This window comes from Martinezella tropici (assembly GCF_003287875.1).
GTDB classification, from domain to species: Bacteria; Pseudomonadota; Alphaproteobacteria; order Rhizobiales; family Rhizobiaceae; genus Rhizobium; species Rhizobium tropici_C.
On the sequence record NZ_QMKK01000035.1, the window covers coordinates 138,931 to 160,846 of the forward strand.

The following is a 21,916-nucleotide window of genomic DNA, read 5'->3' on the forward strand; positions in this document are numbered from 1 at the left end:
ACGGGATGCCACGCATCCTCAAAAAGCGCGAAACACTGCTCGCCATCATCATCGTCGTGATGATCGCCGGTTTCGCAACGCGTGCGGCCGGCTTTGCCGAGCCCGCCAATCTCGCCAATATCTTCAACGACACATCGATCCTCATCATCCTGGCCCTTGCCCAGATGACGGTGATCCTGACGAAGTCGATCGATCTGTCCGTCGCCGCCAATCTGGCTTTGACCGGCATGGCGGTTGCGATGCTGAATGCGGCCTATCCCGATATTCCGCTGATCGCCCTCGTTATTACCGCGATCCTGATGGGTGCGGTTCTCGGCGCCATCAACGGTTATCTCGTCTGGGCGCTGGAAATCCCGCCGATCGTCGTCACGCTCGGCACCCTGACGATCTATCGCGGCATGGCCTTCGTGCTCTCGGGGGGCGCCTGGGTCAATGCGCATCAATTCACGCCGATTTTCCTGAACGTGCCGCGCACGCCACTTCTCGGCCTGCCGGTGCTTGCCTGGATCGGCATCGCGATCGTGCTGATGATGTATCTGGTGCTGCGCTATACGCAGTTCGGCCGCTCGGCCTATGCGAGCGGCGGCAACCCGGTTGCCGCCGTCTATGCCGGTATCGATGTCGGCTGGACGCGCTTCCTCGCCTTCGTCCTCTCCGGCGCGCTCGCGGGGCTGAGCGGCTATCTCTGGGTGTCGCGCTATGCCGTCGCCTATGTCGATATCGCCAACGGCTTCGAACTCGATAGCGTGGCTGCCTGCGTCATCGGCGGTATCTCTATTGCCGGCGGCGTCGGTTCGGTCGCCGGCGCGGTCTTGGGCGCCCTCTTCCTTGGCGTCATCAAGAACGCACTTCCGGTCATCGGCATCTCGCCGTTCACGCAGATGGCGATATCAGGCACCGTCATCATTCTTGCCGTCGTCTTCAACGCCCGGCGCGAACGCAACCGCGGCCGCATCATCCTGCGCGATCAGGCCGCAAAGGACACCGCCAGCCAGGGAGCACACGCATGAGCAACGGTTCGCAAGCGGCAGCCGCGGAAAAGCGCGTCATTCCGGATCGCCTCGGCACCCCCTTCAAGCGCGTCATGGCAAGCTGGGAAACGCTGCTCTTCGGCATCGCGGTCGCGATCTTCATCTTCAACTCGCTGGCTTCGCCCTATTTCCTCGATCCCTTCAATCTCTCGGACGCGACCTTCAATTTCACCGAAAAGGCGATGATCGCCTTTGCCATGGCGCTGCTGGTGATTGCTGGCGAAATCGACCTCTCGGTCGCAGCCATCATCGCACTCGCCTCGACGGCCATGGGCGCAGCCGCGCAACTGGGCGTCGACACGCCCGGCCTCGTCGCGATCGGCATCGGCGTCGGCCTCGTCTGCGGCATCTTCAACGGCTTCCTGGTTTCGGTGCTGAAGCTGCCGTCGATCGTCGTCACCATCGGCACGATGAGCCTGTTTCGCGGCATTTCCTATATCGTGCTGGGCGACCAGGCCTATGGCAATTATCCGGATAGTTTCGCCTATTTTGGCCAGGGTTATGTCGTCTGGGTCTTCTCCTTCGAATTCGTGCTCTTCATCGTGCTTGCGATCGCCTTCGCGATCCTGCTGCATGCGACGAATTTCGGCCGGCAGGTCTATACGATCGGCAACAATGATTTCGCGGCGCGTTTCTCCGGCATTCCGGTCGAGCGGGTCAAATTCATCCTGTTTCTCCTGACGGGCATCATGAGCGGCATTGCCGCCGTCTGCCTCACCTCGCGCCTCGGCTCGACACGCCCTTCGATCGCGCTCGGCTGGGAACTGGAGGTGGTGACCATGGTCGTGCTCGGCGGCGTGTCGATCCTCGGCGGTTCAGGCACGATCGGCGGCGTCGTCATCGCCGCCTTCGTCATGGGCCTCGTCACCTTCGGCCTCGGCCTGCTCAATGTTCCCGGCATCGTCATGTCGATCTTCATCGGCCTCCTCCTCATCATCACCATCGCGCTGCCGATCATTGCCCGGCGCATCAGGACCATGAGCTCCAAATGACTGTTGTTCTCGAACGCCACGCCTTCAAAATGACGCTCAATCCTGGCATGGAAGCTGAATACCGGAAGCGGCATGATGAAATCTGGCCCGAGCTGGTCGATCTGCTGCATCGGGCCGGCGTCAGCGACTATTCGATCCATCTAGACCGCGAGACGAACACGCTCTTCGGCGTGCTGACACGACCGAAGGATCACGCCATGGCGAGCCTGCCAGAGCATCCGCTCATGAAGAAGTGGTGGGCGCATATGGCCGACATCATGGCAACCAATCCTGACAATTCGCCTGTTCAGAGCGACCTGATCACGGTTTTTCATCTGCCATGAGCACGACCCGAGCCTATCGCCATATCGCGGTCATCGATATCGGCAAGACCAACGCCAAGGTCGTCGTGCTCGATGCAGAAACAGGTGCCGAGATTGCCGCCGTCAAGACTGCGAACAGCGTTTTGAAATCAGGCCCGTACCCGCACTACGATATCGAAGGGCTGTGGGATTTCATCGTCTCTGCCCTCAAGGGTTTTGCCGCCACACCGGAATTCGATGCCATATCGATCACCACGCACGGCGCATCCGCTGTGATGCTGGCGGCGGATGGCAGCCTTGCCATGCCGGTTCTCGACTACGAGCACGGCTATCCTCAAGCCGTTCAGGATGCCTATGCGCAATTGCGGCCGGACTTCAGCGAGACGTTTTCACCCGGGCTGTCGGCCGGGCTGAATGTCGGTGCGCAGATTCATTATCTGAAAAAGACCTTCCCGGCGGATTTCGCCCGCGTCGCGACGATCCTGACCTATCCGCAATATTGGGCGTTTCGCCTGACCGGCGTTACTGCTAACGAGGTGACCTCGCTCGGCTGCCATACCGATCTCTGGAATCCGACGACGCAAAGCTACTCCTCCCTCGTCGACACGCTTGGCATCCGCGCTTTGATGGCGCCCGTCCGCTCGGCTTTCGACGCACTCGGGCCGGTCTTGCCGCCGCTTGCCGCCGAAATGGGGCTGGCAAAGGCGGTGCTTGTCTATTGCGGCATCCATGACTCCAACGCCTCGCTTCTGCCGCATCTGGTGGAAAACGAAGCCCCCTTTGCGGTCGTCTCGACGGGAACCTGGGTCATCAGCTTCGGCGCCGGGGGCGATCTCGACCATCTCGATGCCAATCGCGACGCGCTCGCCAATGTCGATGCCTATGGCCGCGCCGTCCCGTCGGGGCGCTTCATGGGCGGCCGTGAGTTCGAGATCCTCCTGGCCGATATCAGTCCTGCGCCGGCCGATGCCGTCGAAAGCGCCCTCGAAACGGTGATCGAGAAAGGCCTCATGCTGTTGCCCAATGTGGTCGAGGGCTCCGGTCCGTTTCCGGGCAGGAAAATGCGATGGATCGGCAACACCACTGACTCCGTCGAACGGCTCGCAGCCGTCAGCCTCTATCTCGCCATGATGACGGAAGCCTGCCTTGATCTGATCGGCGCCAAGGGGCCAATCTTCGTCGAAGGGCCGTTTGCTTTCAATCGTGCCTATCTCGTCGCACTGGCTTCGGTAACCGGCAAGAACGTCATTGCCTTGCCGGGTTCGACCGGGACAAGCCAGGGCGCGGCCCTGCTGACGGGAATTCGCCCACCTTCCGCCACGGAAAACGTGCCGATCTGCGCGGATTTGCGCGGATTACGACACTACAGGCACGCTTGGCAGAAAGCTGTGGAAGATTAGTTTCGGCTGAATGAAGTCCGGCGGTAAATTGCAGCCCAACGCCTCGACCCTTGATTGCGGAAATATAGCAACCAGCCGACGATGAGGAATCGCGAAAAATCGTCAAAATTGTCTTTGCGACGGTTATTTTCTTGCGGAATCGTCGCAATATTCCTACACAAAATACCCTCATGAGCGCTTTCGAGATCAAAAAATGTCCGAAGGCGATCATCGGCTTCGATATCAGCTCTGTCTCTTTAAAAGAACGCCTCACGGCAGGTTGCGCGTCGAGACAGGCGATTGCGGGCGGTTTCAAAAGGCGCTGCCGCGTCCATCCAAGGAGAGCTAACATGAGTCTGAAGACATTGACGGCCGCGACCTTCGTCGCTTCGCTGGCCTTCGCACCTCTCGCGCATGCGGACATCACCATCGGCCTCATCGCGCCGCTGACCGGCCCGGTCGCTGCCTATGGCGAGCAGGTCAAGAATGGCGCGCAGACTGCCGTCGACGAAATCAACAAGAGCGGCGGCGTTCTTGGCCAGAAGCTCGTTCTGAAGCTCGGCGATGATGCCGGCGATCCGAAGCAGGGCGTCTCCGTCGCCAACGGCTTCGTCGGCGAGAGCGTCCGCTTCGTCGTCGGCCCGGTTACGTCAGGCGTTGCCATTCCGGTTTCCGACGCGCTGGCCGAAAACGGCATCCTGATGGTCACGCCGACCGCGACTGCCCCGGGCCTGACCAACCGCGGCCTGACCAATGTCCTGCGTACCTGCGGCCGAGATGACCAGCAGGCCGTCGTTGCCGGCGAATATGTCGTGAAGAACTTCAAGGACAAGAAGATCGCGATCCTCAACGACAAGGGCGCCTACGGCAAGGGCCTGGCGGACGCCTTCAAGGCAGCGATCAACAAGGGCGGCGTCACCGAAGTCGTCAACGACTCGCTGACCCCCGGCGAGAAGGACTACAGCGCTCTGACGACAAAGCTGAAGCAGGCCGGCGTCGAAGTGATCTACTTCGGCGGCTATCATCCGGAGGCAGGTCTGCTGGCCCGCCAGCTGCACGACATCTCCGTCAAGGCTCAGATCATCGGCGGCGACGGCCTGTCCAACACCGAATATTGGGCAATCGCCAACGATTCGGCTGCCGGCACGCTCTTCACCAATGCATCCGACGCCCTGAAGAACCCGGCTTCGCAGAGCGCCGTTGCCGCCCTGAAAGCACGCAACATTCCGGCCGAAGCCTTCACGCTCAACGCCTATGCTGCCGTCGAAGTGCTGAAAGCCGGCATCGAGAAGGCTGGCAAGGCAGATGATGCCGAAGCCGTCGGTACCGCTCTGAAGAAGGGCGAGCCGGTCGACACCGCCATCGGCAAGGTCACCTACGGCGAAACCGGCGACCTGACCTCGCAGAGCTTCTCGCTCTACAAGTGGGAAGGCGGCAAGATCGTTTCGGCCGAATAAGCCGCTACTTCATCGCTTTGAAAGAAAGCCGGGCCATTTCTTGGCCCGGTTTTTTTTGGCGATGGTGCCTCGGCCGCCGCAGCTCAGCAAACGGCGCGGAAGCGTTCGATGCAGGTGGAAAGAACCTTTTCACCCGGCCGTTTCCACCAATTGTTCTGAGAGAAGATCTCGACCTCCTGCAGGCCGAAAAAACCGGCTTTCTCGATCTCGGCGCGGATACGCTTCAGGTCGATGACGCCGTCCCCCATCATGCCGCGATCGAGCAGCAGGTCCGTGGTCGGTACCAGCCAGTCGCAGATGTGATGGGCTAAAATTCGGCCTCCGGCACCGGCGCGGGCGATCTGCTCATGAAGCTTGGGGTCCCACCAGACATGGTAGACGTCGATCGCGACACCGATGCCATCGCCCAGAAGATCGCAGATGTCGAGCGCCTGCTCCAGCGTGTTCACGCAGGCGCGGTCGGCCGCATACATCGGGTGCAGCGGCTCGATCGCGATCGGAATGCCGGCACTGCGGGCATGCGGCAGGATCGCCGCGATACCGTCCGCCACCATCTGACGGGCATGGGCGATATCCCTCGATCCCTCCGGCAAGCCGCCGACGACGAGAACGAGGCAATCGGCATTCAGCGTCGCCGCTTCGTCGATCGCCCGCTTGTTGTCATCGATCGCGGCTGCCCTGCCCTCGGCATCTGCTGCAGGAAACATGCCACCGCGGCAAAGGCCGGTCACCTTGAGCCTGTTGTCGGAAACGATGCGAGCGGCTTCGGAAAGTCCGATCTTATGGACCTGATCACGCCATGGCGCGATGGCGACGATATCCTGCTTCAGGCAGGCTTCCACCGCCTGGCGCATGTCATATTGCTGGCGCACCGTCGCCAGATTGATGGACAGACCCTCTATGGCCATCGTGATGATCCTCCCCCGATCTTACCCGCTAATCGATGCCGACGGTGGCAAGGATTGCCTTCATCCGATAGACGGCCAGATCGGGATCACGCAGGACCCGCGCCGTATCGGCCAGCCGGAACAGCTCCGAGAGATGCTGGATCGAACGGGCACTCTGCTGGCCGCCGAGCATCTGGAAATGGTCCTGGAAGCCATTGAGATAAGCGAGGAAGACGACACCGGTCTTGTAGAAGCGCGTCGGTGCCTTGAAGATATGACGCGATAGCGGAACAGTCGGCGCCAGGATCGCATGGAAGGCGTCGAGATCGTTCTCAGCAAGCTTTGCGAGAGCCGCGCTCGCCGCCGGCGCGATGGCATCGAAGATGCCGAGCAGGGCATGCGAATAGCCCTGCTCGTCACCGGCGATCAGTTCGGCATAGTTGAAATCGTCACCGGTATACATCTTGACCGACGGATCGAGCCGGCGGCGCATGACAATTTCCTTCTCCGCCGACAGCAGCGAAATCTTCACGCCATCGACCTTGGCCGCATTCTGATTGATGATCGCTGTCGCCGTCTCCATGGCGCGCATATCGTCGGCCGAGCCCCAATAGCCCGCCAGGGCCGGATCGAACATCGACCCGAGCCAGTGAATGATGACGGGCTCTTTGACCTGCCCGAGGATGCGATCATAGACCCTCATATAATCGTCCGGGCTCTTGGCGGCTGCGACAAGCGCCCGGCTCGCCATCAGAATGACGCGGCCGCCCTGCCCTTCCACATAGGCAATCTGCTCCTCATAGGCGCGGATGACGTCATCGATCATGACGCCGGCAGCGGGCTGAAGATGATCGGTGCCTGCGCCATAGGCGATCACCGCATCCGACCGGCCGCGGGCGGCCGACTGCGCATGGGCAATCAGCTCTTTCGCACCGGCCCAGTCGAGCCCCATGCCGCGTTGCGCGGTATCCATCGCTTCCGCCACACCGAGACCAAGACCCCAGAGATATTCGCGAAAGGCAATCGTGCGTTCCCAGTCGATGTTGCGGTCGAGCCAGGGATCGTTGTCGGCAAGCGCGTCGACCACGACATGCGCGGCGGCATAGGCGACGCGATTGAAATGATGACCGCCAGCCGGCTTCACAGGCGCGATCAAAGGCTCGTTGGCGGGCGTGAAGGCGGCGATGGAGCCGTCCGTCGTCGGCAAGCGAAGGCTTTTCGTCATCAGACTAGCCTCCTAGCGGGCCGAAAGCGAGGGCACGTCGACCCAGCGACGTTCCGCCCAGCTCTTCTGTGCCAGTTCCGCCAGTTGCACACCCTTGGCGCCCTCGCGAAGCGTGAACTTCCACGGCGCGCCCTCGGCGACATGGCATAGGAACTGCTCCCATTGCGCCTTGAAACCATTGTCGAAGGCCTGCGTGTCCGGCACCTCTTCCCAGGTGTCGAAGAAATTGATCGGCTGCGGCTGATCGGGATTCCAAACCGGTTTCGGCGTATTGACGCGATGCTGCGTCCAACAGCGCATCAGGCCGCAGACGGCCGAACCATGCGTGCCGTCGACCTGGAAGGTAACGAGATCGTCGCGGCGAACTCTGACCGCCCAGGAGGAGTTGATATGGGCGATGACGCCGCCTTCGAGCTCGAAGGTTGCATAGGCGGCATCGTCGGCATCGGCGACATAGGTGTTGCCATTCTCGTCGACGCGGCTTGGAATATGCGTAGCGCCGAGGCAGCTGACCGACTTGACCTCGCCAAACAGATTATCGAGCACATAGCGCCAATGCGGCAGCATATCGAGGATCATGCCGCCGCCGTCCTTTTTGCGGTAATTCCACGACGGACGCTGCGCCTTCACGCCCCAGTCACCCTCGAAGACCCAATAGCCGAACTCGCCGCGCACCGAGAGGATCTTGCCGAAGAAGCCGCTGTCGCGCAGCATGGCAATCTTGCGCAGACCCGGCAGGAACAGCTTGTCCTGGACGACACCGTTCTTGACGCCGCGACGCTCTGCCGAGGCAGCAACCGACAGCGCCTCCTCCAGCGTCTCCGAGATCGGCTTTTCGCAATAGACATGCTTGCCGGCGGCAATCGCCTTTTCGAGAAGCTCGACGCGCATTTGCGTCGAACCGGCATCGAAGAAGATCGTGTTGTCGGGATCGGCAAGAGCGGCGTCGAGATCGGTCGTGGTCTTCGACAGTCCGTGCTCGCGGGCGATGGCCTCGATCTTTTCGGCGTTGCGGCCGACAAGCACCGGTTCGGGCATCAGCCTGTCGCCGTTCGACAGCAGCACGCCGCCCTGTTCGCGGATCGCCAGGATGGAGCGCACGAGGTGCTGATTGTAGCCCATGCGGCCGGTGATGCCGTGCATGATGATGCCGATCGGCTTCGTTGCCATAAGTCATTCCTCCCGTAAATAACTATATAGTTACATAACTGGCATGAGGAAGTCATGCTGTCAACGGCCATCGTCAGTGACCGCGGCAACAGGGATCCATGATCATCCGCTTATCGGGATGGAGTGCCTGGAGCACTAAACCGAAACATGTACCCGGTTTTTGGACGGCATCAGGCTCTACTTGTTTGATTCCAGCGCAGATTCGGTTTTCAGGGCGGTTCGTCCTGAAATCATCCGGCGCTAGGGGCGCAGATAGGCGAAAATGACGTCGACGATATGCTCGCCCCACCCCTCGATTTCGGCCTTTTCGGAAAGATTGCGGCGGAAGATCGTCGAGAGCGTCCAGCGGTTCGTCAGGAAGAACGAGCCGAGTGCCGCAATGCTCATATAGATTTTCACCGGATCGCAGCCGGCGCGGAAGACACCGGCTGCAGCACCCCGGTCGAGCAAGCCGGAAATTTCGGCGACGAGCGGCGAATGCAGCTCGAAAATACGCGCCGAACGCTTCAGGAAGCGCGCCTTGTGCATGTTTTCCGTGCTGAGAATCCCGAGGAATTCGGGATGATCCAGAAAATACCGCCAGGTGAAGACGACGAGATCCCGCATGCCGTCCTCGGGCGAGCGATGCGAGAGATCGAGCCGTGCTTCCGCCGAGCGGATGGCGATATAGCTGCCCTCCAGAACGGCGACATAGAGCGCATCCTTGCCGCCGAAATAGTGATAGAGCATCCGCTTGTTGATCTTGGCGCGTTCGGCAATGGCATCAACGCGCGCGCCGCCATAGCCACGCTCGGCAAATTCCTTGGTTGCGGCTGCGAGGATCGCCTTGCTGGTGCGTTCCGCATCCCTGAGGCGAGGCCGTTCCGGAGCTGCGCGCGCGGTCGTTTTCTTTTCATTTTCAGAGTCTGCGCTCTTTGCGCTGCGCTTTACAATTTTGGCTTCCGACATCATGGCTCCCGGCGGCATTTCATAGGGCTTATGCGGTCTTTCCTCGCGCCGATAAGTAACCGATCATCGCATAAGTTGACAGTCCCTGGCGAATCGAGAGCAATAGTAACCATATGGTTATATCGGTTTAAATGGGAGTATGGCGGCAAAAGCGTCCGAAAACGAGGAGTTCGCGCTTTTGCCGAAACCGGCCGGAGAAACCGCAACGATCTTGCTTTCGGCCCCGGTGCGGCTTTAGAGAGCAATAGGCAAGCGGCAGCGGACGAGCATGACTGAGAAGCAAATCGCAATCATAGGCGGTGGACCTGCGGGGCTGATGGCGGCGGAGACCTTATCCCTGCTCGGCCATCGCGTCGTGGTCTACGACAGCATGCCGACGGTCGCGCGCAAGTTCCTGCTGGCGGGGAAATCGGGTCTCAACATCACCCATTCGGAAGATTACGGCCTTTTCGCCGACCGGTTCGGCGCGGCTTCGACCCGATTGCGCGCCGCGCTCGACGGCTTCACACCCGACGATGTCAGGGCCTGGGCGCAGGGCCTGGGAACCGAAACCTTTATTGGCTCATCCGGGCGCGTCTTCCCGAAAGTCATGAAGGCATCGCCGCTGCTGCGCGCCTGGCTGGCGCGGCTGGAGGCGCGAGGCGTCAGTATCCTGACACGGCATCGTTGGTCTGGCTTCGACGACGGCTGCCTGCTGTTCGAAACGCCGCGGGGAGGCGAGGCCGTTCGACATGATGCCGTTCTGCTCGCGCTCGGCGGTGCAAGCTATGCCCGGCTGGGTTCGGACGCGGCATGGGTCAGCTGGCTTCGCGATAAGGGGATCGATATCGCCGCCTTCCAGCCGGCCAATTGCGGCTTCGACGTGACCTGGAGCGCGCCGTTCAGCGAACGCTTTGCCGGCGAACCCCTCAAGGCCGTCACCGCGACATCGGATACCGGAACTTTCCCCGGCGAATTCGTCATCTCGAAAACCGGGATCGAGGGCAGCCTCGTCTATGCGCATGCCACCGCGCTGCGCGATCGCCTGACGAAGAAGGAGTACGCATCGCTTGTTGTCGATCTGGCACCCGGACGCAACGAGGAGCGTTTGACACGCGACCTGGCACGGCAGGATCCCAAAGCCAGTTTCTCCAACCGGTTGCGCAAGGGTGCCGGCATCGAGGGCGTCAAGGCGGGCCTGCTGCGCGAGCTTGCCGATCCGGCTGCACTGTCTCATCCGGAAAGTCTTGCCCACCTGATCAAGGCGCTGCCGATTCCGCTGCTGAGGCCAAGGCCGATCGCCGAAGCCATTTCGTCGGCCGGCGGCGTGCGTTGGGCGGAACTCGACAGTGGATACATGCTAAAAAAACTCCCCGGCATGTTCGTTGCCGGCGAGATGATCGATTGGGAGGCGCCGACGGGAGGCTACCTGCTCACGGCCTGCTTTGCGACCGGGCGTGCGGCAGCCAAGGGCATGGATGCCTGGCTCAAGAGCCGCTGACCGAAGCCCGAACGGCTGACCTTCAGCCGAGCCGCCCTTTCTCCATCAGCCAGGCGACCGATTCCTGAACGGCTTGCAGCGACGTATAGCGCGGCCTGTAACCAAGCAGCCGCTCCGCCTTGGCAATCGAGCAATTCGGACTGCGGGCAATATGCTCCCAGGTCGCCTGCGCATCCTCCGGCGCCTGGCCTTCCGCCCATTTCTCATAGGGTAGGAACTCCAGCTTCGGCTCATGTCCGAACCAGCGCGACATGGCTTCGGCATAGCCTCGTAACGTCAGCGCGCCGCCTGAAACCGCATGAAAGGCCTCCCCCGTCGAGACGCGCCAATTGGCGATCGCGCCCATGAACATCTGCGCGACGTCATCGGCATGGACATGATGGACCGTCTCCAGGCCGAAATTCGGAAGTGCCAGTGTTTCGCCGCGCGCCAATGTCGAGAATGCCGACGGATTGAAATGCCCGGCCGGATTGAGGGGTGCCCAGCCCGGACCGACAATATGGCCGGGATGGATCAGGGTCGCGGGAAATCCCCGGCGGCGCGCCTCTTCCAGCAAATATGCCTCGATGGCGGCCTTCTGTGTGCCATAGTCACCGAACGGCCGCTTCGGCGCCTCCTCCGGCGTCGGAACGATGGTCGAAAAGCCATGCGTCCAGATCGTGCCCGTGTGCAGGAAATGGCCGACATGGCCGACAAGCGTTTCCGCCAGATGCCTTGCGCTATCGAGCGTGAAGCAGATCATGTCGATGACGATATCCGGCTTCAATGCGCGGATGGCCGGACCGAAGCTGCCATCCTTTTCCATGACAGCACGATCCATCACCAATGTCTCGGCCTCGTTCCAAGCCTTGTTCGGCGAATAGGGCTTGGCCTGTCCGCGGCTGATCGCCACCACTTCATGCCCTGCTTCGACCAGTCGCGGCACAAGATAGGTGCCGACATGGCCGGTGGCGCCGATAATCACCGTGCGCGTCATGATATCCTCCCAGTCGTCAAGATCGAAATCGGCTGCTACCGAAGTTCAAGATATGATCAGCGTATGAGAATAGGCGCGAACGCCGCTTTGTCACCCTCCCGCTGGAGAAAGTCGTATTTTTCCCGCGACTGCATCGCAACGATCGGTACCCGCTCAAACAAACGGGTACCGAGATCGTGCCTAGCAAAGCTCTATGATGGCGCAGCCATAGGCGTCGAGCGACAGAGTGCCGGATATCGCCTTGCCGTTGTCAAGCAGATCGATCCCGGCCGGGACGTCGCGCAATTCGGCGCGCTGGTCGAGATAGTTCTGCAGAAAAAGCAGGCGTCGCTCGTCGTTCTGGCGCATCGTCACTTCGACGCCATCGGGCAGATTGCCGACAAGAGGCGCGATTCCCGCTTCCGCAAAGGTTCGATCGGCCAAAGCATCCGTCAGCTCCGGTGTCAGATAGGTGCCGAGATAAAGCACGCGGCCCTTGCCGACCCGGCGCAGGCTTGCCATCGGCATACCTTCGGCATAGCGGTTCGACCATGTCGCAATCACCTCGACATCATCCGTCACCGTCAGGTTCTCGTAGAAATATGCGGCCTCGATCTCACGGTTGCCGAAAGTGAAGCGGCGAGCGCGACGATGGGATTCCGCCGGACGATTTGGGGGAATGACAAGCCCGCCCGATCGCGACATGACGTCGAATAGACCCTTGGCGTCGGGGGCTGCCAGGCGACCGAAATCCTCGACCTTGACGCCCGTCAACCGCGTCAGCGACGCGCCCGGCGCGGCCTCGCGGATGACATGATTGTTTTCATCACGCGTGCCGGTGCGCGCGCCGATGACGACGGTGCCGCCGTCCCGGGCGAAGGCCTCAAGCCTCTCGGTCCAACCGTCCTTCCACATCACCCAATGCGGCACATAAAGCAATTTCAGCCGCGACAGATCGTCTTCCGGATGGATGAAGCCGCAGGCAATGCCGCGATCGTAGCAATATTGATGCAGCTGAACGGCATCGTCCTGTGGGCTCGGCAGCCCGATCGAATAGGTCTTGTGCGCCTCCTGATTGTCGAAATCCGAGCCGGCGATGCCGACATCCATGCGCACATAGGTACCAAGGATCTTATCCTTGAGCGTCGTCATCTCGGTCGCGAAGCGCTTGGCTTCGTCGTAACGATGACGGGGCACATCGTCATGATCGATGATGCCCATCCAGTAGATTTCCGCGCCGAAATGCGCCGGGCGCCAGCGGAAGAACATGAGGCCGTCGGCGCCGCGCGCAACGGACGACATGGCCATGCGCCGCATTTCGCCCGGCTCCGGCGTCAGCGTACAGAAGCCCGGCTGGCTGCCGAACCCGGACTGCTGCTCGGGCACGATGTAGTTTCCTGAGAACCCGCGGCAGATGTCGAGGTGAAGCGCCTGTACCTTGGCGTGATTTCCGATGCGCTGGAATTCGTCATAGAGCATCGGATAGATGTCGTAGCCGACGAAATCGAGATCGGTGGAAAACTGTCCGCGAAAATCGATGTCGCGAAGGCCGCCGAGATTGTGAAAGATGAACCACTCGGGCTTCGTCGCCCGCAGGATTTCCACCTGATCGTGCTGGAAGCGGGCCGTCGCGAAGGCGAGGAAGCGATGGTAGTCCTGGACATGGCCGGGGCTTGGGAAGGTGGGACCGAATTCGATCGGAAGCACGACCTGGTCGAAATCGTCATAGGCGGTTGCCCAGAAATCGCCGCCCCAGGCGAAATTGAGCTTGTCGATGGTCCCGTACTTTTCCGCCAGAAACGCCTGGAACTCCGAAAGCGTCGCCGCAGAGAAGGATTCCGGCATGCTGGTGTTGAGCTCATTGTCCGTCTGCCAGCCGATGACATGGGGATGATCGCGATAGTGCTCGGCCATCGCCTTCGTGATGCGCTTGCTGTGCTCGCGGAAAACCGGGCTTGCCGTATCGGCATGCTGGCGCGAACCGTGGCTCATTATCCGGCCATTGCCATCGACACGAAGGATTTCGGGATGCGCCGCCGTCAGCCAGCGTGGTGGGGTCGCCGTCGGCGTGCACATGATGGTATCGATGCCGTGGCGCGCCAGAACCTCGATGGCACGGTCGAAGAGATCGAAAGCGAACATGCCGAGCTTCGGCTCGAAAAGATGCCACGCAAATTCGCCGAGACGCACGACATTGAAGCCGGCTTCGGCCATGCGCTTGGCGTCCCGCTCCCAATAGCCCTCATCGACATGTTCCGGATAATGCGGCGCTCCCACAAGAAACCTGTCGGTCTTGATGGTCCGCCATACGGAAAGGTCGGTCTTGCTGCTACTCACTGACATGATATCAGGCTCCTGAACTATTATTTATCGAGAACTGGCTTGCGGACGGTGATGGTTCGTTCGTCCTGGCCGGAGAAAAGGTAGATTTCCTTGGGATCGATGCTGAGACCGATCGGCGCGTCGTTGGCAATGCCGGCGACATGGCCGATCTGTACGGTGATGTTGCCGGTGCCGCTTTCGGAACCGATGCATTGCAGCGCGCCTGCATCGACATAAAGAATGGTCTCGCGCCCGAGATGCTCGACGAGACGGACTTGGCCGGAAATCGGAGCCCCCGTGGATTGTCCCTCGGCGATAGCGATGTTCTCGGGCCGGATGCCGAAGGTTAGCTTTTCTCCCTGCCGAACCGCACAGCCGGGCGCGAGTTCGACAGCCACCGGCGCAAGGCCGGGCGCGGAGACGATCACGCCGTGTCCGGAAACCTGATCGACCGTCACCGTGAAGAAATTCATCCTCGGCGCACCGAGGAATCCGGCCACAAAGAGATTTTCCGGATTGCGATAGAGCTCCAGCGGCGAGCCCACCTGCTCGATGATGCCGCGGTTGAGAACCACGATCCGGCTCGCCATCGTCATGGCTTCGATCTGGTCATGCGTGACATAGACCATGGTCGCGCCAAGCTCGGCATGCAGGCCACTCAATTCGACACGCATCTGCGTGCGCAACGCCGCATCGAGATTGGATAGCGGCTCGTCGAACAGGAAAACATCCGGGGAGCGGGTAATGGCGCGGCCGATCGCGACGCGCTGGCGCTGCCCGCCGGACAGTTGCTTCGGCCTCTTGTCGAGCTGATCGGTAATCCTCAGGATCTTGGCGGCACGCGCCACCGCCGCATCGATCTCCGCCTTCTGCCGCTTGGCCATGCGCAGGCCGAAGCCCATGTTCTCGGCGACGGTCATATGCGGATAGAGCGCGTAGGACTGGAACACCATGGCAATGCCGCGCTCGCCCGGCTCGGCCGTGGTGACATCGCGGCCGTTGATCAGGATTTGGCCGGAAGAGATCGTCTCCAGCCCGGCAATCGACTTCAGCAATGTCGACTTGCCGCAGCCGGAGGGGCCGACCATGACAATGAATTCGCCCTGCTCGACGGAAAGATCGATACCGCGCAGCGCATGATAGGCGCCGTAGTTCTTATTGATGTGGCGTAGTTCGAGACTGGTCATGCTTGTAGGCTCGCAAGGAAGGGAGTGACACGGAGGGCGGATGTGGCGGAAGGAATACTCATCCCTTCACCGCGCCCATAGTGAGCCCGGCAATGAAATGCCGCTGCATCAGGAAGAACATGACGACCGGCGGCACCGCGACGACGATGGTGCCGGCGGAGATCAGGTTCCAGGCCGAAACCCACTCGCCGCGCAGATTGGCAAGTCCGGCCGTGACGGGCTTCACCGTATCGCTGATGGTCAGCACCACCGCCCAGAAATAATCGTTCCATACGAAGGTGAAGATGAGGATCGCGAGCGCCGCCAGTGCCGGGCGCACCAGCGGCACGACGACATGAACCAGTGTCTGGAAAGGCGTCGCCCCCTCCGCTCTTGCGGCCTGAAACAGCTCGTCCGGCAGAGCGGCGATGAAGTTGCGCATGAAAAGCGTCGCAAAACCAGTCTGGAAGGCAATGTGGAAGATGATCAGCGCTACAGGCGTGTCGTAGAGGCCGATGCGCACCATCAGATCGCGCACCGGGATCATCATGATCTGATAGGGCAGGAAATTGCCGCCGACGAACAGGGCAAATACCAGCATGTTGCCACGGAAGCGATAACGCGCCAGCACGAAGCCCGCGAGCGTGCTCAGGATCAGCACGCCGAGGACAGCCGGCAGGGTGATCATCAGGCTGTTGAGGAAATAGCGCGCCATCGGCGTCTGGGTGAAGACGGACGTATAGTTCTCCACCAGGCCAAACTGCGTCGGCCAGCCCCAGAGATTGCCGCCCATGACATCCTGCGTCGAGCGGAACGACGTCAGGATGATGGCAAACAGCGGGCAGAGCCAGAGGATCAGGATTGCGAGCACGGCAATGAAATAGAAGCGACGCCGCCAGATGGCATCTTCGGCAATTGGGCGCGGATACATCAGGCCCCTCTTTCTTCGATGCGAATGATGCGCGTGAGATACCAGGCGATGAATACCGCCATGATCACGAACAGGACCGAGGCGATCGCGGCGCCGTAGCCGAAGCGATAGGAGAAGATCGACTGCTCGAACATCTGGTAGGCAAGCACTTCGGACGAGCCGAAAGGACCGCCCTGCGTCATGACCGAGACCATGTCGAACGAGCGCAGCGCACCGACGACGGTGACGGCGATCGCGATGAAGGTGACCTGCGTCAGCTGCGGCAGGACGATGTGGCGCAGCATGTTCCAGCCCCTTGCTCCATCGACGCGACCGGCGCCGATCAGTTCCTCGCTGAGATTGTTGAGCCCGGCGAGGTAGAGCACCATGCAAAAGGCGATCTGCGGCCAGAGCGCTGCAATCACGATCGCGAAGGTGACGAAATGCTCGTCCGACAGGACGGCGGGTGCGGTCGCGCCGAAAAAGCCGAAGATCAGCGCCAGCAGGCCGAGTTGCGGCGTATAGACCCAGGTAAAGACGACGCCGACGGCAACCGAAGCCAGTACCAGCGGAATGAAGAAGAGCGACTTCATGAGCCGCATGCCGCGAATCTTCTGATTGACCAAGAGGGCGATCGCCAGTCCGAGCGGCGGCGCTGCCATGAACATGACCAGCCAGATGATGTTGTTCTTCAGCGAGACATAGAATTGCGGGTCGTTGAACAGCTCGGCATAATTGCCGAAGCCGATCCAGACCATCGGACTGAAGCCATCCCATTCGTGCAGGCTGATCCAGAGGCTTTCTATCGCCGACCACAGGATCACGATCGAAAAGAGAACGGCCGCAGGCAATATCAGCAAAGTCGGGGTGAGCCACCAGCGATGGCGGCGCCAAAATGTCATCATCTTATCCTCTTTCGGTATGGGCAGGCGGAGCGGCAGCCCCGCCTGCCGGTCGCTGGGAGGAAGGTCAGATCTTGTAGATGCGCTTGCGCGTACCTTCGAGCCGCTTCAGGATCGCATCGCGCCGCTCGGGCTTCGCCATGAACTCCTGGAAGCCGACGAGGCCGGCCTGGGCCATGTCGGGATCGCTATCGCGGTCGTAATATTGCGAGGTACCCTGCACTGTCTTCAGCGTTTCGACTGCAGCGTTGACGAGCGGGTCCTTGCTCGGCGGCAGATCGTTGCGGGGCGGCACGTTGCCGCCAGGCTCCAGATAAGGGCCGAGATTTTCCGGCCGGTAGAAATAGGCGAGGAATTCGCGCGCGCCCTGCTTGTTCTTGGCATTGGCCGGGATATGAACCGAGTTCAGCGAAAACTCCTCGAAACGGCCGATCTTCGGATCGATCGTCGGGAAGGGAGCGAAAGCAAGCTGGTCGAGCTCTTCCTTCGGGAAAGTAGAGCGGACAAAGGCGCCGAGGTTCATCATGCCGGCCTTCTTCTGCGACAACAGCGCGCCCGCCTCCTGCCAGCCGAAAGATGTGTTGTTCGGCGTAAAGAAACCTTGCTTGATCAGGGTTTCCCACATGTCGAACACCGGCTTCAGCGCCGGATCGAGATAGCTCATCTCGCCGTTCATCAACGCCATATGCTTGTCGAGACCGTTTATGCGCAGGTTCATCTGATCGAACCACCCGGCGGCAGGCCACAATTCCTTCGTGCCCATCGCGATCGGCGTCAGATTGGCGCTCTTGCATTTCGCGCCATAGGCCAGGAAATCATCCCAACTTGCCGGTACGGCAGTGCCGAGCTGGGCGAAGACATCCTTGCGATAGAACATACCCCAGAGCGTGCCGCCCGTCGGCAGACCGTATTGCTTGCCGTCGACCGTGACCGAACCGGCCGCCGCGCCAAGAACATCCTTATACTTCTCTTTTTCGAAGAGATCGGAAATGTCGTCGAACAGGCCGCGCTTGACGAAGGCGCGCATGCGGTTTCCCGAGAACCAAAAGCAGATATCGGGCGCACCGGCGACCAGATAGTTGCGGATCGCGGTTTTGTGCGCCTCATGATCCATATTGTTGATCACGACCTTAACGCCGGCCTGCTTGCCGAAATCGTCTGCCATCTTGCGCAGGATCGCCAGTGCATCGGCGTTGTTCTCGTCGGAAATGATGTTGATGTCTTGCGCCTGTGCAATGGCGGGCATGGGAAAACCGGTGAAGGCGGCGGCGGAAACCGCTCCCGCACCCTTCAAAAAGGCACGCCGGCTTGCCGGCCTTCCAAGCAAATTGAAAGTCATTTGGACTCCTCCCGTTGTGGTATCTATCCTCATCCTTAATCAGCAGACCGGACGGAATGCGCGGCGGCCGCCCCCTCCTGCCGCCTGCGCAATGGTCGCAAAAAACCTGCCGCCGCAATGCATTTGCACTGCCCGGAACCCTCGGTTCGAGAAACCTTGTCCTATTGCTGACTTCTTCGTGCTTGCGCACGTGCCGGATGTTGATCGACAAGTGAAGTTATGCATAAGTCTGAAGCGGACGCAATAATTAATTTACAAAATTAAGAAAGAGAAATCGTGAGCCTGAAAGGCGACCAGAGCACTTCGCGAGCCCTCAACCGGCGGCTCATCCTGAACCTTCTGCGGCAGGAAGGGCCGAAAAGCCGCGCCGAAATCGCAACGATCACCGGCCTCAGTCCAGCGGCCGTCACCTTCGTCATTGCCGATTTGATCGAGGAGGGCCACGTCACCGAAGGCAAGGCCGTGGCCGGGCTTTCGGGCCGGCGTCCCATACCCGTCGAGATCAATTATGCCAATGGGTTGGCGATCGGGTTCAAGCTGATGGTCGGCTCCGCCGAATGCGTCGTCACCGATCTTGCAACCAACCCGCTCGCGTCCTGCCGCCTATCGCTTGGCGACAACAAGCCGGAAAATGTTGCAACGACGCTGGCCCAAGCCGTGCCCCAGCTTGTCAAGGCTGCAGGGCGCCCCCATGCGCGGCTGGCAGGCATTGGCGTTTCCATGCCAGGCGTCATCGATAACAACCAGGCCGTCTGCGTGCGCAGCTTTCGTTTCAAGTGGAACAATGTACCTTTCGCATCGATGGTCGCGCAAAAGGTCAAGGTGCCGGTCTGGCTCGAGGACGACACGAATGCCTATGCCATTGCCCAACAGCTCTTTGGCCCGGGAAGGCACCATCGCAATATGGCCGTGCTTGCGATCGGCGTCGGCATCAGCTGTGCCATCATCGTCGACGGAAAACTCTACCGCGGGGCCCATGGCGCAGCCGGCAAATTCGGCCACACCTTGCATGAGGAGAACGGCCGGCTGTGCGAATGCGGCAAGCGCGGCTGCCTGATGGCCTATTATTCCGAACCCTCCATGCTTCGCACATGGCGCGAGGCGACCAATCGGGATAGCAGCCACAACCTCTCCGACATGCTGGAATCAGCAAAGGCGGGAGATGCGGAGGTCAACAGAATCCTGCACGAAGCCGGCGCCGGGATCGGCAAGGCGCTCGCCAACCTCGTCAACATCACGGATCCCGAAGTCATCGTCGTCGGCGGCGAGGCCGTTTCGTTCGGCGATGCTCTTTTCGGCCCCCTGGAAGCCAGCATGGCGGCTCGCACCTTTTTCGCCTCGCCACCGCTTCTGCCCGATTGGGAAGACAATTCCTGGGCGCGCGGCGCAGCCGCCCTCGTCACCCAGAAATTTTTCGACTTCGAGACGGCCGACGGAACAACCGGAATGAGTGAACCGGCAACGCCAACCTATCTCGCATGATCGGTCGCACCTGAGATCCCGTTCGAGTACCCGTCAATCTGGATGGAAAACCGCCGAAGAGGGTGCATTCCGCAGCGGGCTCGCTCAGCCCTTGGTGGCGCCTGCCGTCAGACCGCCCACGAACAGGTTCTGGAAAAACAGGAACAGGAGAGCGACCGGAATTGTCATCACCATGGAGGCGGCCATCACCGCTCCCCAATCGGTGTTGAACTCGGTCGAAAATTCCGCAAGCCCGATTGGCAGAGTCTTGACCGAGGAATCCGTCGCAAAGCAGAGCGCGAAGATGAATTCGTTCCAGGTGGTCACGAAGGCATAGACGACGACAGCCACCAGGCCAGGCGTGGACAGCGGAAGCGTGATGCGGAAGAGCACGCCGAGGCGGGAGGCGCCGTCGATCGTCGCCGCCTCTTCCAGCTCGACGGGTATCGCCTTGAAATAGCTGGTCAGCATCCAGACGCTGAGCGGCAGGGTGATGATCATATAGACCAGGATCAGGCCCCAATAGGTGTTGACCAAATGCAGATAGCGCAGCGTGATGAAGAGCGGCACGATGATCGCCGCGGTCGGGAGCAATTGGCCGATCAGCACGAGCGACTGCAAAAGCCGCCGGCCGCGGAATTCGAAACGGGCAAAGCCGTAGGAAGCGAAAATCGCCAGGATGAGTGCAAGACCCGTGGAACCGACTGAGATCACGGCGCTGTTCAGGAAGTAGCGCGGGATATTCGAACTGAAGATGACATTGATATAGTTGCCGAACGTTGGCGCTGCGGGGAGCCAATGCGGCGGCACAGTATAGAGTTCCGGAAGCGTCTTGATCGAAGATAGTGCCATCCAGGCGAAGGGGAAGAGGCAGACGGCCATAAGGACGAGCGAGCAGACCGCAATCGTCAGCGTTGCAAGGCGACTTCTCCCCATCATCGGGCCTCTCCCGGCCTTGTCGTCAGCACCCTCAGGTAGATCGCCACCAGCACAGCCGCCACCAGAAAGAAGATGACCGATAGGGCAGCGGCCTGATTGAACTGGAAACTCTCGAAAGCGAGCCGAAAAATCTGGATCGGCGTGATCAGCGTCTTGTTCGCCGGTCCGCCTTTGGTGATGGCATAGATGAGCGTGATCGAATTGAGCCCCCAGATCACCAGCAGCAGTGTCACCGCCGTGATGACCGGGCGCACCTGCGGCAGCGTCACATGCCAAACCTCTTCCCAGAAATTGGCACCATCGACCTTGGCGGCTTCGTAGAGTTCCTTCGGGATCGCCTGCAGGCCGGCCAGAACCATGATGGCCACGAACGGAAACAGTTTCCAGACATTGATGGCGATCAGAACGGGCATGACGGTGCCGCTATCGGTCAGCCAGCTGACGGGTGCCGGGATGATGCCGGCGCCTGTCATCATGTAGTTGATGATGCCGAATTCAGTGTGGAACATCCATGCCCAGGTGGTCGCCGCAACGATGCCAGGAACGACCCAGGGGATCAGCGTTATCGAGCGCAGGACGGCGCGCCCGGTGAAGTGCTGGTTGAGCAGAATAGCTGTGGCGGTGCCGAGCACGACCTGAAAGACGATCGAGCCGCCGACGAAGTAGATCAGGTTGAAGAAGGCCTGCCGCGTGACCGGCGGACGCAGCACATTGGCAAAATTCCGGCCGGTGAAGGCGCCCTGCGAATTGGTGACGCTGAGCAGGATCGTGTAGGCGATCGGATAGGCGATCAGCATGGCCAGCACGATCATGGCGGGCAGGACAAACAGAAGACCTGTAGATGGGCGGCCCATGGGTCGGCCTTTCCTGTGATGCTGCGGGAATGTCACTCAGGGCAATTCCAGGAAAAGTGCGCAGCGGTTTTCCGCCCGGAATTGCGAGAAAACAAGAAGATGGAGCGGTTCAGAGATTCGGTGAAAAAGCTGAACCGCTCCAATGTCCATGGCGCGGGCGGCAGCTTGACGCCGTCGCGTCAAAACCACGTCGCTCA

General features: G+C 60.6%; 19 protein-coding genes. 7 read left to right on the top strand and 12 right to left on the bottom strand.

The features are described 5' to 3' along the window. Positions 1–5: 5 nt before the first annotated feature. The 5 genes from DQ393_RS13920 to DQ393_RS13940 all read left to right on the top strand — a co-directional run bounded on the left by DQ393_RS13920 (position 6) and on the right by DQ393_RS13940 (position 5,161). Positions 6–1,010 carry an ABC transporter permease gene (locus DQ393_RS13920; protein WP_112342358.1) on the top strand — a complete coding sequence of 335 codons (1,005 nt, stop codon included), beginning with the start codon at positions 6–8 and terminating at the stop codon, positions 1,008–1,010. Then, complete coding sequence (locus DQ393_RS13925; RefSeq protein ID WP_112342359.1) at positions 1,007–2,023, top strand: ABC transporter permease; 1,017 nt, start codon at positions 1,007–1,009, stop codon at positions 2,021–2,023. Before DQ393_RS13920 ends, DQ393_RS13925 begins: the two co-directional genes overlap by 4 nt. Then, the gene (rhaM, locus tag DQ393_RS13930) at positions 2,020–2,346 is read left to right on the top strand and encodes an L-rhamnose mutarotase (protein ID WP_112342360.1); all 327 of its coding nucleotides are present in this window, start codon (positions 2,020–2,022) and stop codon (positions 2,344–2,346) included. The genes DQ393_RS13925 and rhaM overlap by 4 nt, the downstream gene beginning before the upstream one ends. Next, positions 2,343–3,725: an FGGY-family carbohydrate kinase gene (locus tag DQ393_RS13935; RefSeq protein WP_112342361.1), complete on the top strand. Its 1,383-nt coding sequence runs from the start codon at positions 2,343–2,345 to the stop codon at positions 3,723–3,725. Before rhaM ends, DQ393_RS13935 begins: the two co-directional genes overlap by 4 nt. Positions 3,726–4,054: 329 nt before the next feature. Further along, positions 4,055–5,161 (top strand): branched-chain amino acid ABC transporter substrate-binding protein, encoded by a 1,107-nt coding sequence (locus DQ393_RS13940; protein ID WP_112342362.1) that lies wholly within the window; start codon positions 4,055–4,057, stop codon positions 5,159–5,161. A gap of 83 nt (positions 5,162–5,244) precedes the next feature. Here DQ393_RS13940 and DQ393_RS13945 read toward each other — a convergent pair whose 3' ends face one another. The 4 genes from DQ393_RS13945 to DQ393_RS13960 form a co-directional block, all read right to left on the bottom strand. Further along, positions 5,245–6,069: a sugar phosphate isomerase/epimerase family protein gene (locus DQ393_RS13945; protein ID WP_112342363.1), complete on the bottom strand. Its 825-nt coding sequence runs from the start codon at positions 6,067–6,069 to the stop codon at positions 5,245–5,247. Between the two features lie 28 nt (positions 6,070–6,097). Continuing rightward, on the bottom strand, positions 6,098–7,273 hold the full coding sequence (locus DQ393_RS13950) for a dihydrodipicolinate synthase family protein (RefSeq protein ID WP_112342364.1): 1,176 nt from the start codon (positions 7,271–7,273) through the stop codon (positions 6,098–6,100). Between the two features lie 12 nt (positions 7,274–7,285). Beyond that, on the bottom strand, positions 7,286–8,443 hold the full coding sequence (locus DQ393_RS13955; protein ID WP_112342365.1) for a Gfo/Idh/MocA family protein: 1,158 nt from the start codon (positions 8,441–8,443) through the stop codon (positions 7,286–7,288). 240 nt (positions 8,444–8,683) lie between these two features. Further along, entirely contained in the window at positions 8,684–9,391 is a 708-nt protein-coding gene (locus DQ393_RS13960) for a TetR/AcrR family transcriptional regulator (RefSeq protein ID WP_112342500.1), read from the bottom strand. 268 nt (positions 9,392–9,659) lie between these two features. Here DQ393_RS13960 and DQ393_RS13965 point away from each other — a divergent pair, with 268 nt between their 5' ends. After that, a complete protein-coding gene (locus DQ393_RS13965) occupies positions 9,660–10,871 on the top strand; it encodes a TIGR03862 family flavoprotein (RefSeq protein WP_112342366.1) in 1,212 nt (403 codons plus the stop codon). A 22-nt stretch (positions 10,872–10,893) separates the two neighbouring features. Here the strand turns inward: DQ393_RS13965 and DQ393_RS13970 are convergent, their stop codons facing one another. From DQ393_RS13970 to DQ393_RS13995, 6 genes are all read right to left on the bottom strand, one after another. Then, positions 10,894–11,847, bottom strand: coding sequence for an NAD-dependent epimerase/dehydratase family protein (locus tag DQ393_RS13970; protein ID WP_112342367.1), 954 nt, complete (start codon positions 11,845–11,847; stop codon positions 10,894–10,896). Between the two features lie 180 nt (positions 11,848–12,027). After that, entirely contained in the window at positions 12,028–14,169 is a 2,142-nt protein-coding gene (locus DQ393_RS13975) for a beta-galactosidase (protein WP_112342368.1), read from the bottom strand. 20 nt (positions 14,170–14,189) lie between these two features. Then, positions 14,190–15,335 (bottom strand): ABC transporter ATP-binding protein, encoded by a 1,146-nt coding sequence (locus DQ393_RS13980; RefSeq protein WP_112342369.1) that lies wholly within the window; start codon positions 15,333–15,335, stop codon positions 14,190–14,192. A gap of 58 nt (positions 15,336–15,393) precedes the next feature. Further along, a complete protein-coding gene (locus DQ393_RS13985) occupies positions 15,394–16,245 on the bottom strand; it encodes a carbohydrate ABC transporter permease (RefSeq protein ID WP_112342370.1) in 852 nt (283 codons plus the stop codon). Further along, positions 16,245–17,129, bottom strand: coding sequence for a carbohydrate ABC transporter permease (locus DQ393_RS13990; RefSeq protein ID WP_112342371.1), 885 nt, complete (start codon positions 17,127–17,129; stop codon positions 16,245–16,247). Before DQ393_RS13990 ends, DQ393_RS13985 begins: the two co-directional genes overlap by 1 nt. Positions 17,130–17,193: 64 nt before the next feature. After that, a complete protein-coding gene (locus DQ393_RS13995; RefSeq protein WP_112342372.1) occupies positions 17,194–18,465 on the bottom strand; it encodes an ABC transporter substrate-binding protein in 1,272 nt (423 codons plus the stop codon). A gap of 276 nt (positions 18,466–18,741) precedes the next feature. Between DQ393_RS13995 and DQ393_RS14000 the strand changes: the two genes are divergently transcribed. Then, on the top strand, positions 18,742–19,947 hold the full coding sequence (locus DQ393_RS14000; RefSeq protein WP_112342373.1) for an ROK family transcriptional regulator: 1,206 nt from the start codon (positions 18,742–18,744) through the stop codon (positions 19,945–19,947). 84 nt (positions 19,948–20,031) lie between these two features. Here DQ393_RS14000 and DQ393_RS14005 read toward each other — a convergent pair whose 3' ends face one another. Beyond that, the gene (locus DQ393_RS14005; RefSeq protein WP_112342374.1) at positions 20,032–20,865 is read right to left on the bottom strand and encodes a carbohydrate ABC transporter permease; all 834 of its coding nucleotides are present in this window, start codon (positions 20,863–20,865) and stop codon (positions 20,032–20,034) included. Further along, positions 20,862–21,719, bottom strand: a complete 858-nt coding sequence (locus DQ393_RS14010; RefSeq protein ID WP_112342375.1) for a carbohydrate ABC transporter permease — start codon at positions 21,717–21,719, stop codon at positions 20,862–20,864. The genes DQ393_RS14005 and DQ393_RS14010 overlap by 4 nt, the downstream gene beginning before the upstream one ends. Positions 21,720–21,916 lie beyond the last annotated feature (197 nt).